The sequence below is a fragment of the Luteibacter jiangsuensis genome (assembly GCF_011742555.1).
GTDB classification, from domain to species: Bacteria; Pseudomonadota; Gammaproteobacteria; order Xanthomonadales; family Rhodanobacteraceae; genus Luteibacter; species Luteibacter jiangsuensis.
Genome location: NZ_JAAQQR010000016.1, coordinates 1 through 11,475, shown reverse-complemented (window position 1 = coordinate 11,475; position 11,475 = coordinate 1). Strand labels below are relative to the sequence as shown.

Sequence of the window (11,475 nt, the reverse complement as noted above, 5' to 3'; positions counted from 1 at the left end):
GGCCTCACGCAGGAAGCCGATGATCTGCTCTTCGGAAAAGCGCTTCTTCACGTCCAATCTCCGTCAGTTGGGGGATTGGACTCCAAATCGCCGTGCTACTCAAAACTGGGGGGACGTCGTCGCCTCTAGGCTCGCGGCGTATGCTCTAAATGGGGCGGCCGGGGCACTGGTCTCGGCGGCAGGATGCCAACAGGGGAACCTTGATGACGATATTGGATGAAGTTCGACGATGGGCGAGGGGCCTGCCTGACTGGCAGCGCGAGGCAGCGGCCAGGCTAGATGAGAAGGTTTTCCTAGAGGAAGCCGACGACCAGGACCTGTATGCCATCCTGAAAGCGGCCCGCGGCATCGAAGACCCGCAGGCGCGTGAGCCTCGGCCTCTGGCGGCGGAATTGGCGAACATTCGCGTGAATCACGGAGAGCCGGTTACCCTTCTGGCGGTGACGGAAGTGCGCCATGTTAATGCGCTAGCCACTAAGGGTGCTCTGACCTTTTCGCCCACCGGACTCACCGTCATCTATGGAGCAAATGGTTCCGGTAAATCGGGATATGCCCGGGTTCTAAAGCAGGTTTGTTTCGCCAGGGATAAGCGGGAAAAGGTGTTGCCCAACACCAATCTACCGGCCGACCAAGTGGGAATCCCAAGCGCAGACTTACTGGGTTCAATCGGCGGTGTAAGCACACCGGTGACTTGGGTCAATAACGAACCATCGGCGACGATCTTGGATCGGGTTGCGGTGTTCGATCACACGTGTGCCCGGGCATTTTTGGACAACGAAGGAAGCTTTGCCTACGCGCCCGCAGGCCTGGATATTCTGGCCGATCTCGGTGCCGCCTGTGGGCGGATGCGTGCCCGACTTCAGAAGGACATCGACGACGCCGCGCCCAATGTTCTTCCGCTGAAAGATCTGGCGAGTCGAACATCGACCGTTGCCGGAAAGGTTGCTGCTGCCGTGCCGACCGGGGTGTCCGAAGCGCAAGTCATCGCAGCGGCAGGCCTCAGTAAAGAGCAGGCAGTACGACTGGAAACGGTGATCCGTGCCATCGCCGCGCCTGAGCCTGCTGCGCAGGCAGCGGCCTTTCGTCATCAGGCCCTTCGCATCGGTGCGATCAGTGCCGCGATCACGGCCGCTCTTGAGAGGGTCAGCGGCGAAAGGGTGAATCATCTGAAGGGTTTGATCGCCGCTTCGAACCAGGCCAAAGCAGCCGCCGAGCTCGCCGCCAAGGCGTTCCATGAGGCACCAGGTCGACTTCCCCAGACCGGAAGCGAGCCCTGGCGCGCGATGTTCGAAGCGGCTCGGACATTCGCCGTTACATCGGAGCCGGTGAAGGCGTTTCCCCATCTACACGTCGGCGATGCCTGCCCGCTTTGCCAGCAAGCGTTGGATGAGCCCGCTGTGACCCGCCTGGTCGAGTTCGAGACCTTTGTCACGGGCGAAATTCAAAGGGCGGCCGATGCGGCCAGGGAAACCGCCACCGTTGCCTTCAAACAGGTGCGCGAGGCGAATGTGGACCTCGGGCTTTCCCCGGCTGCTCTCGCGGAACTCAAAGGCTTTTCCGAAGAGCTTGTCGGCCAATGCGAAACGTTCCAGCAGTCACTGAAAGACCGGCTCGCTGCCATTCTTAAAGCAGCGGGGAAAGGCACTTGGGACGCGATTCCAGAAGTGATGTCAGATCCAGGTGACAACCTCAACAGGATCGCAGGTGACCTCAATAGCCGCGCGGCCGCCATGGAGGCGGCTGCCGATGAAACGCTGAAGAAGAAACTGATCGCCGAGCGTGACGAACTGGAGGCGCGGCGCCTTTTGGGCGACCTGAAAGCCGTGGCGATCACGGCCATCGGACAACATGCCTATCGCGAAAAGCTCCGTTCGTGCCTCCCGGATGTGGCCACCACCAACATCACGCGGAAGTCAACGGAGCTGACCAACGACATGGCCACTCAGCTCCTGATGGATGCGTTAAACGAGGAGCTTTCCCAACTTAATATCGCAAATCTGCGTGTGGCGATGAAAGCGGAGGGTGAGCGGGGCAGGGCATCGTTCAAGTTGGTGCTCGAGCGGCCAGGGAAAATGTCGGCCAGTGATGTGCTTAGCGAAGGAGAGCAGCGCGCTGTCGCGATCGCGTCCTTCCTCACCGAGCGCCGGCTCTCCGGTGACGGCAGCGGGGTGATCTTCGACGATCCCGTTTGCTCCATGGATCACCGCCATCGGCAGCGTGTTGCGCGACGCCTTGCAAAGGAAGCAGCGAGACGCCAAGTTATCGTGTTCACCCATGACATGTTCTTTCTGTTTGCGCTGATGGACGAGGCTGAGAACCTGGAGGTCGAGGTTGCGCCGCGCACCGTGTCCCAGACACAAGACGGCTTCGGTGTTACCACCAATGAGCTCCCCTTCGATGGGTCCACTACGAAGGCCCGCGTCGGGTGGTTAAAGAACGAGCAGGTCGCGTGCGACAAACTGAATCGCTTGGGCGAGCGGGCGGCCTACGATAAGCGCGTTCGTGACCTCTACACCAAGCTCAGGGAAGCTTGGGAAGGATGTGTGGAAGAGATGTTGCTCAACGGCACCGTGGAGCGATTCCGCAAGTCGGTAGAGACCAACCGGCTGAAGGCCGTTGAAATCACCAATCCCGATGTAGAAAAGGTCGTTGAGAACATGACCCGCTGCTCGAACTACGCCCACAATGTGGCGCGCAGAGCGGATGTAGAGATACCGACGCCAGAGGAAATTGCCGCCGACATCAAGGTCCTGGACGACTGGCGCAGCGAGTTGGAAGCTCGGCGAAAAAAGACCAAGCGTGGATAAGAGATCGCGCGCTGTGATGGCATTGGCAGGCGACCCTTCATCCCATGTGCGGACGCTACGCCACCCTGGACCCGTCTCCCTAGGCCGCGAGGCCAAGGATTTGCTTGGCCAGTTGGAGCTGGACATCGTCAGCGAGATCAACCAGCGCGAAGAACAGTTCAACATCGCTCCCACCTAGTGCGCGCTGGTCGTCGCCCACGGCGAGCACGGCTACGAGGCCAAGGCCCTTCGGTGGGGCCTGATCCCCGCTTGGGCGAAGGATCCGAAGACCGGCGCGAAGACGATCAACGCCGGCGCCGAGACAGGGGCCAGCAGAACCGCCTTCCGCAACGCCTTCAAGAAGCGGCGCTGCCTGGTGCCGGCATCCGGCTACTTCGAGTGGCGGGTGAAAGAGGGAGATCTACACATATCGTAGCCGCGACGCTAGGCTATCGCCTTGCTCCGTGGCAACGTTTGAACTTCAGACCGCTTGCACACCAGCATCTGTCGTTTCGCCCAAGCTTAGGGCGAAAACCATCTGTCGCATCGTGAACGTGAATTTGTATGCCTTGCACGGCAAATGACTCACCCGGGATTGCGATTACCTGATCTGTCAGAACGAGCGTGTCTGTCGCGTCCGAGGAGCGAACGCGCGCGGTCACCACTTCGGCCGGATCGCTTGGGATGACCGTCAACTGTACTTCCTGACCGATAGTTCCGTGAGCGGCAGGTCTTTTCGCCATTTCGCGAATCAACCCAACGCCCGCGCTGATCAGAGTTTCGACTGACGCATCTGCCAGAAGCAGGCTTCGCAAGATCGACTCATCGCGGCTGGTCATTGATCCCCAGGCACCGGTGCGCTGCACATACGTCGGACATAGGCTCTCCCCCGATTGCAGCGAGAAGATGTTCCAAAAGTCCGGGAGTGCATCGGGACTATCTTCACCGGTCTCATAGTTTTGATAGTTGGTCACGATGATGTTGCACAATTCCGGCGGTACGCGATTGTGCAAATAGCCACTTAAGAACACCGATAGTCGCCGATCGCGCGCCAACAATCCCCTGATCCAACGACTCGTCTTGAATAGATGCGTGAGTTCGTTTGCCAACCGGCAACACACCTCGTAGATCGTAAATTCTGGAGGGGCGAGGCGATCCAGAGCCTCAACCAACCACCGCTGCATGTTGAAATCGCCTGAGGTGGCGAGTCCAGTGAAGCCCACGGCCAGCCGTGCGTTACTACATGTAAAAACTGTTGCCTTATTTGCGTGTTCGTTAACGATCTTTCCAGCTGCCGATAATCGCCGATCGGAAAACTGGACAACCTGCCGGGCGTTTCCGATAGCCAAGATGATCGTCATAGAGCTTGTCCGGTGGGCACCTAGCCTGAGTTGCGAAGTGCGACCAAATGTTGACCAAATCAAGCCCTGATGGGATCAATCCAGGCCGCCCAAGAGAAAAGCCGCCCGAGCGAGTCAATCACCTAGACGGCCATATTGGTGGAAATGGCGAGGGTCGCACCCGCGGCCGCGCTGAATGCCAGTAGCAACCGCCGACACGGTCAACTATGATTTTCGCCAAAGTGAGAAGGGCAGCTAAAGCGCGATTAAAGTCCATAGAAACATGGGCGTAACCGTTCTTTCGCCGTCCAGTACTGTCCGTGGTAGTCATGACTGGGGTGGCCGGAATGCCTGAGAGCGCGTCCCACGTTGAACACGGCCTGTTCCAGCAATACGAGGGTCTTCTCGACTCCGCCAATACGGCCAAAATTCTCGGATATCCGTCTGCGGGGGTGAGGCGCTCACGAAGGCCCGATGGCGCGGTGCTCTCGGGATGTAGCTGACGATGCCGAGCTGCGCCATTCGGGGTACGCCTCCGGCAGCATGGCGCTGATGTCGACCGGCGGAGGTCGAAAAAGTACACCTGAGTTACCGGCGTACGTCGGGCGAACAAAGTGCAAAGCGCCCGTGAAAAGATGGTCTGTGATTCGCTAGGCGGGCCGATCTGCACATCCGTGTCGCCGGCCATGCTGCCTGGCCCACACCGTGGTGCGTGGACAAAGTGTTCTGATGGCGCCCCCTAATTGCCGATATTGCATATTTGATAAAGCTATCGACGGTCAGCCCGAACGGCCATGATTCGTACGGCCGCATCTGGTGGGTAGCTCAGCGTAGGCCGCCCGCAGGTGCACTATGATGTCGCCGGGTCGAGGACCAGGGGAGGCCCAATAGATGGGCAGGGAAACGTCTAAAGGCGACGCGTGGATCGGGGTGCTGATCATCATCGGCGTCATCGCATTCGTACCGTCCGCAGTCTGGGGCCCGTTGTTGGCCTTTTTTATCGCGGCGAGCGTGATCTACCTCGCCGCCAAGCGCTCTCGCGCCAAGAGGGCCGCCGAGGCCTTTGGCCCAACTCTCGAAGAGCTGGTGCCGAAGGCCCCCCCAAAGCCGCGCCCGAACCGATCTTCGACGCCGGCCCCAACCTCGAATAAGCAGACTGTGCCGCCTCCTGTGGTTTCGCAGGTGGAACAGCCGACACAGCAAAGGCCGCCTCTCCGCTCCCTACCATCGCTGACGGGCAGATCTCTTCAGTCAGCGACATTCCGTGGCGGGGCACACATCGAACCCACGGCTCGCGATATTCCCGTGGTGGCCGTCCCACCATTACCCGTCGCCAAAGCGCAAGCACCCGAAGCAATGTCCACCTCCCGCGTGGCACCTCCAGCGGGCGTGCCACCTCTCCCCCCCGACCCGCCTGTCCCCTTACCGCCGCCTGCGGTCACGCGATCGGTCGATGACGAGCTGGTCAGACATGTCGTCGAAGCGCCCGAGCACGTCGAGATCCTGCCCAGCAAACTTCCGCCAGCACCCGTTAGCGCCCAGCGTCCCCGATGGATTGGGTTCCACGAGGTTGTCTCCTTAGCCGATATCACGCTCACGGGTGGCGGTTTCTACTTTGGACGATCTACGACATCAAGTATCGGTGTCGATGCCTGCGTCATCGACACGCGGCAACCCGTGGCCACCAAGGGAGACATTACCCAAGGACCGGAAGAATACTGGCCAAACTACGCGCAGCTAACGCCTCACCAGAGGCGTGGTTACTTCACGTGGCTAAGTAGCGGTCGTAGCCAACCCGAATGCTCCATCGGCTTTGTGTTTCTCTATTTTTATGGCCTGGAACGCAGGGTCATCGTCGACGGGGAGAAAATGCCCGGAGCGCGTGCAGAGTGGCCGGATATCGCGGAGGAGATCAGGCGCCTTCTGTCGATCTATGGCGACTGCTCACCCTCGTTTCGCCGATGCGCAAGCAATCTTCTGGAATGGATCGAGCTATCGAATGCATCGAAAAAACTCTACGCGATCTCTCCTCCCCATTTCCCCCCGGCTTATGAAGTACCCATCTACCTTCGCCTCGCGCTCGGGCAAGCTGCCGTGGATCGCGTGCCCGTCCCCGCGGAACTCGCGCTGGCATGGGTAAGACATAGTCCGACGATCCGCCTGAGGACTCCGGCAACGCGCTGTCCCGTCGAATTCGAATCGCTATTCACACTTCGCTATCACGAGGTATTCGGTGCCGGACTTTCTCTGCCACGCAATAAGACGAAGCTAAAATTCGTCTACCGACCGGCAAACTACGGCGTGCAAACGGCGAACCTCACCCTATCATTCGGTGACGTTCCCGACGTCACCGTGTTGACCGGTCCAAACCGAAAACTGCAGGAATTGGTAGATCAATGCACCGACGAACTTTCCGGTTACAGCCGCGTCATCGGCAGGAACCCGGAAGCCAGCAACACCTTGGATGGCTTGATCCATCTGCCCCGGGTGCTCTGGCCAGAGGCGGCCCGTCAACGAGTCCAGGAGTTGGCTTCACGCATCGACGGGTACGGCAACACGATGACGCTGGAGGACTTTCTTGACGCGCTAGGGGGAACAACCCAGAACATCACTCGGGAAAAGCTATCCAACGTCGCCGAGCTGCTCGGCGAGCATGGTCTGGGCCTCGAACCCGACGTGACGGCCGGTGCACGCGTCCCATCCGCCAAGTCACCTGTTGTCGTCTTCCGCGTACCCCCAGATATCAGACATCAGGAAGACCCGGGGCGATATCACGTAAGTCAGCTAACCCTGCAACTGGCTTCGGCCGTCGCCCGGGCGGACGGTGTCTTCAGTGACGACGAGGCCGCTCACCTCAACCGGGAAATCGCTGCCTGGGCGCATCTCTCGCCGCACGACATCGCGCGACTGCATGCCCATCTCGAGTGGCTGAGACGTGTTCCGGTGACCCTCACCAGCCTGAAAGCAAAGCTGGAACCCCTGCCGACGAGTACCCGGGAGGCCCTGGCAGCCTCTATGGCCACCCTGACGCAGGCGGACGGGAACGTTTCGCCCGACGAACTGATATTCCTGGAAAAGGTTTACAAAGCTTTGGGAGTCGACGCTAAGCGCGTATTCACCGATGTCCACACCAGCGCACCCGGCACGCCAGCACGCCCGACTGCCTCCAAACCCGGCTTTGCGCTCGATCACGAGCGCGTGGCAGCACTGCAACGCGATACGGATCGCGTTTCCGCGCTACTCGCGGATATTTTCAAGGAGGATTCCGATGCCGATCCCGTCCTTCCTATGCTCCCGGCGGAAGAAGATGAAGACCCGACGCAAGCAACCGAAGGCCTGTGGGACCTCGATGAAGATCACTCGTCGCTCGCTCGTCTTCTCCTGACCCGCCCCCAGTGGGCTCGTAGCGAGCTGGAAGACGCCGCGTCCGATCTCGGCCTGATGCTCGACGGGGCCCTCGAACGCATCAATGAAGCCTGTCTCGACGTCCACGACATACCCCTCGTCGAAGGCGACGATCCGCTGGAAGTGTCCGTAGAAATCATGGAGATCATCGAAGCATGAAACCCGCCATTCGACCCCGGGACCGCGACGCCGTCATTCAATCGCTCCGCGCCGGCGTCGTCCCCAGATCGGGCCAGCATCTCATTCAAGTAGGCCGCCATCGCGAAATCGAGAGCCTCGTGGGCGACATCGATCGCATCGCGGACGGCGGCTCGTCGTTCCGGCTCGTGATCGGCGAATACGGCGCAGGGAAGACATTCTTCCTGAATCTGATTCGTGCCGTCGCCATGGAGCGCAAACTCGTCGTCGTATCGGCGGATCTCAATCCCGATAGGCGGCTCCATGCTTCCGGTGGTCAGGCGCGGTCCCTCTATGCCGAGCTGATGCGTAACATGGCAACCCGCACCAAGCCCGAAGGCGGGGCCTTGGCCGCAGTGGTGGAGCGCTTCATATCGACCACACAAGCGGAGGCGAAGGCGTCCGGAGAGCCTGTCGAACGCTGCCTACGGGCAAAACTCGAGCAGCTTACCGAGCTGGTCAATGGCTACGACTTCGCCGACGTCATTTCCGCCTATTGGCGCGGCTTCGAGACCGGCAACGATCAACTGAAAGCCGACGCGATCCGATGGCTGCGCGGTGAGTACAGCACCCGCACGGACGCCCGAGCGGCTCTCGGCGTACGTGCCATCGTCGATGACTCGGACGTTTACGACCAGCTCAAACTCATGGCACGCTTCGTCCGCCTTGCCGGGTACAGCGGGATGCTCGTGGCCCTGGATGAAATGGTCAACCTCTACAAGCTGGCCAATACCCAGGCACGCTCCTCCAACTATGAGCAGCTTCTGCGCATGCTCAATGACTCATTACAGAGCACCGCGGTAGGTCTTGGCTTCGTGCTGGGCGGGACGCCGGAGTTCCTTCTAGACCCTCGGCGCGGCCTATACAGCTACTCCGCCTTGCAGAGCCGTCTGGCCCAGAACACGTTCGCAGCAGATGGCCTTGTGGACTTAACCGGGCCAGTCATCAGACTGTCGGCGCTCACTCCGGAAGACTTCTACGTACTTCTGGCCAAGATACGCCACGTCTACGCAGGTGGAGACGAGTCCAGGCACCTGCTTCCCGACGGCGCGCTCTCGCGATTCATGGAGCACTGCGCTGGGCGTATCGGCAACGACTTTTTCCGAACTCCGCGCACCACCATCACCGCCTTCGTCAATCTACTGGCTATTCTCGAACAAAATCCGCAGGTCGACTGGACCCAGTTCCTGGGACAGATCGACCTGAAAAAGGATACCGGGGGCACAGCCGATGCCGTCGTCGATCCCGACGATGAACTCGTCAATTTCAGAACTTGAGACCCTGACGTGACGACGCCACCGGCCTTCGAATTACTTGCCGAGCCCATCCGGCAGTATCTCTGGGGCGAGCAGTGGGAAAGTCTCCGCGACGTGCAGGAGCGAGCCATTCCCGTGATCGTACCGGGAGATCGCGACGTGGTCATTGGCGCCGCCACGGCCGAAGGAAAGACCGAGGCGGCGTTTCTCCCGGCGCTCACGCATCTGCTTCAGGGGGACGGAAAAGGTCTCATCATCTACATCAGCCCGTTGAAGGCCCTGATCAACGATCAATTCGGCCGACTCGAGCGACTTTGCGAAAATCTGGATATCCCCGTGTATCCATGGCACGGTGACATCACGCAAACCAGCAAGCGACGCTTTTCACAGCGCCCCAACGGCGTGCTTTTGACCACGCCCGAATCCCTTGAAGCCCTGTTTTGCAATCGGGGAACGACTGTACTGTCCTTCTTTTCGACAACCAAGTTCGTCATCGTCGACGAACTGCATGCTTTCATTGGGACGGAGCGAGGAAAGCAGCTTCAGTCGCTCCTTCACCGGCTGGAACGCGTCATCGGACGAACTATTCCGCGCGTCGGCCTATCGGCGACTCTGGGGGACATGAGCCTAGCTGGAGCTTTTCTTCGCCCCAAAGGCGATCCCGTGATTGTCGAGTCAGACGCAAAAACACTCAACCTCATGCTCCTCATAAAAGGGTATGAAGAAAAGCTCGCGTCCAAGAATGGCGACGAAGATCCCCCTGAAATTGCACCCAAGGAAATCGCCGAACATCTGTTCACGTCCATGCGTGGAACTAACAATCTTGTCTTTCCCAACAGTCGGCGGGAAGTCGAGCGCTACGCGCACATGCTCCGCGAGATGTGTGAAGAGGCCAATATCGTCAACCAGTTCTGGCCACATCACGGCAATCTATCTAAAGAAATCCGAGCCGAAACGGAGCAGGCGCTGAAGCAAAAGGATGCGACCGCTACCGCCATATGCACCAGCACGCTGGAACTCGGAATAGACATCGGCGCTGTCAGGAGCGTAGCCCAAATCGGTCCGCCGCCATCGGTGGCCAGCCTTAGGCAGCGCACAGGCCGTTCCGGTAGGCGCCCCGGCGAACCGACGATTCTGAGGTCCTACCAGATCGAGGCCGCGCTTGACGACCGGTCGGATCTCGCCACGCAGCTCCGGCTGAACACCTTTCGTACTTTGGCAACCATTTTGTTAATGACGGAGCGCTGGTTCGAACCGCCCATGACTAGCGGCATGCACCTGTCGACGCTCGTCCAGCAGTTCATGTCGCTGATTGCGCAACACGGGGGAATTCAGGCATCGGCTGCCTATGGCCTTCTTTGTTCACCAGGAGCCCCGTTCGAAGGCTTGTCCAAAGCCAACTTCGCCGCACTTCTGCGGCACATGGCGTCACTTGATCTCATCATGCAGGATTCGTCGGGGCTACTCCTTCATGGACGCGTGGGCGAGAGGATCGTCAACCACTACACTTTCTATGCTGCGTTCACCAGCGACGAGGAGTATCGCATCGTCACCTCTGGGAAGACTCTCGGCAGCCTCCCGGTCAGTCAGATGTTGGCGAGCGGCCAGCGCATACTGTTTGGAGGTCGAACCTGGCTGGTCGACGAGGTCGACGATGTACAGAAGGTCATCGCCGTATCGGCGACCAAGGGGGGCTCTCCGCCTCTGTTTTCCGGGGGTGGTGGCCGCGTCCATACGCGTGTCCGTGAGCGGATGCGATCCCTTTATCAGGGTAAGCATGAGGTCAACTTCGCGGATGCCCGCGCAAGGGGCTTCGTCGAGCAGGGACGGAATAGCTACCACCGCCTCGAACTCGACGACCGGATCGTTCTCGATCAGGGCAGTCATGTCCTTGTATTGACCTGGTTAGGCGATGCAGGCAATGAAGCCCTTGCGTGCCTCCTGAACGCAAGCGGGGCTGAGGCCAGCGCTGTCGAACTCGGCGTAGAGGTGAGGAAGGTTCCCGGCGGCATGGACGAAGTGATGGATCGAATCAGGAACGTCGCGAACCGCCCTGTCCCTCATGTGGAGGAGCTCCTGGCGCGCGCCTCAAACCTCCAGCGTGAGAAGTGGGATTGGGCATTGCCGGTTTCCCTGCTCCAAAAAAGCTATGCCAGCCTCTACCTCGATATCGATGAGGCCCACGCCTGGGCCCGATCGATTCTCGATGCTCAGTTAACCACCTGAGATATCGAGACGGGAAGGGCTTTTCATCTTCGGCAATGATTCGTGTACAAAGCTGTCCTGCTCAAGGTTGCGCTCCGAGCGCCCGGGAGCAAATCGAGCCTTCTGAAAGACCAGTTCTTTCTACACCGAGTGAAGTCCGGCCTTTGGTATGCAAATTATGCCGATGACCTGCCCCCACCAGCCGTACCAATGATCACTGTGAAAGTCCGGGGTTGAAGATTACTGCGTTGTTGTCCTGTTGTGCGCGGTGGTGAGCAGCGAATTGCGACGGCGGGATGCGGCCAC

Annotated in this window: 7 protein-coding genes; 6 read left to right on the top strand and 1 reads right to left on the bottom strand. The window is 59.7% G+C overall.

Annotation, left to right across the window (positions count from 1 at the left end; all coding sequences use genetic code 11):
* Positions 1–203: 203 nt before the first annotated feature.
* Genes HBF26_RS19300 through HBF26_RS20005 form a run of 3 tightly spaced genes read left to right on the top strand, consistent with a single transcriptional unit; the run spans position 204 to position 3,222 of the window.
* The gene (locus HBF26_RS19300; RefSeq protein WP_167129831.1) at positions 204–2,807 is read left to right on the top strand and encodes an AAA family ATPase; all 2,604 of its coding nucleotides are present in this window, start codon (positions 204–206) and stop codon (positions 2,805–2,807) included.
* Positions 2,800–2,985, top strand: coding sequence for a hypothetical protein (locus HBF26_RS19295; protein ID WP_167129829.1), 186 nt, complete (start codon positions 2,800–2,802; stop codon positions 2,983–2,985). The genes HBF26_RS19300 and HBF26_RS19295 overlap by 8 nt, the downstream gene beginning before the upstream one ends.
* Before the next feature lie 6 nt (positions 2,986–2,991).
* Positions 2,992–3,222: an SOS response-associated peptidase family protein gene (locus HBF26_RS20005; RefSeq protein ID WP_167129834.1), complete on the top strand. Its 231-nt coding sequence runs from the start codon at positions 2,992–2,994 to the stop codon at positions 3,220–3,222.
* Positions 3,223–3,235: 13 nt separating this feature from the next.
* On the opposite strand, the gene HBF26_RS19285 is transcribed toward HBF26_RS20005, so the two are convergent.
* A complete protein-coding gene (locus tag HBF26_RS19285) occupies positions 3,236–4,147 on the bottom strand; it encodes a YecA/YgfB family protein (RefSeq protein WP_167129827.1) in 912 nt (303 codons plus the stop codon).
* Between the two features lie 909 nt (positions 4,148–5,056).
* Between HBF26_RS19285 and HBF26_RS19280 the strand changes: the two genes are divergently transcribed.
* From HBF26_RS19280 to HBF26_RS19270, 3 genes are read left to right on the top strand one after another with little or no spacing between them, the layout of a single operon-like run.
* The gene (locus HBF26_RS19280; RefSeq protein WP_338039712.1) at positions 5,057–7,690 is read left to right on the top strand and encodes a tellurite resistance TerB family protein; all 2,634 of its coding nucleotides are present in this window, start codon (positions 5,057–5,059) and stop codon (positions 7,688–7,690) included.
* On the top strand, positions 7,687–8,985 hold the full coding sequence (locus HBF26_RS19275) for an ATP-binding protein (protein WP_167129825.1): 1,299 nt from the start codon (positions 7,687–7,689) through the stop codon (positions 8,983–8,985). Before HBF26_RS19280 ends, HBF26_RS19275 begins: the two co-directional genes overlap by 4 nt.
* 9 nt (positions 8,986–8,994) lie before the next feature.
* Positions 8,995–11,190, top strand: a complete 2,196-nt coding sequence (locus tag HBF26_RS19270; RefSeq protein ID WP_167129823.1) for a DEAD/DEAH box helicase — start codon at positions 8,995–8,997, stop codon at positions 11,188–11,190.
* Positions 11,191–11,475: the final 285 nt, after the last annotated feature.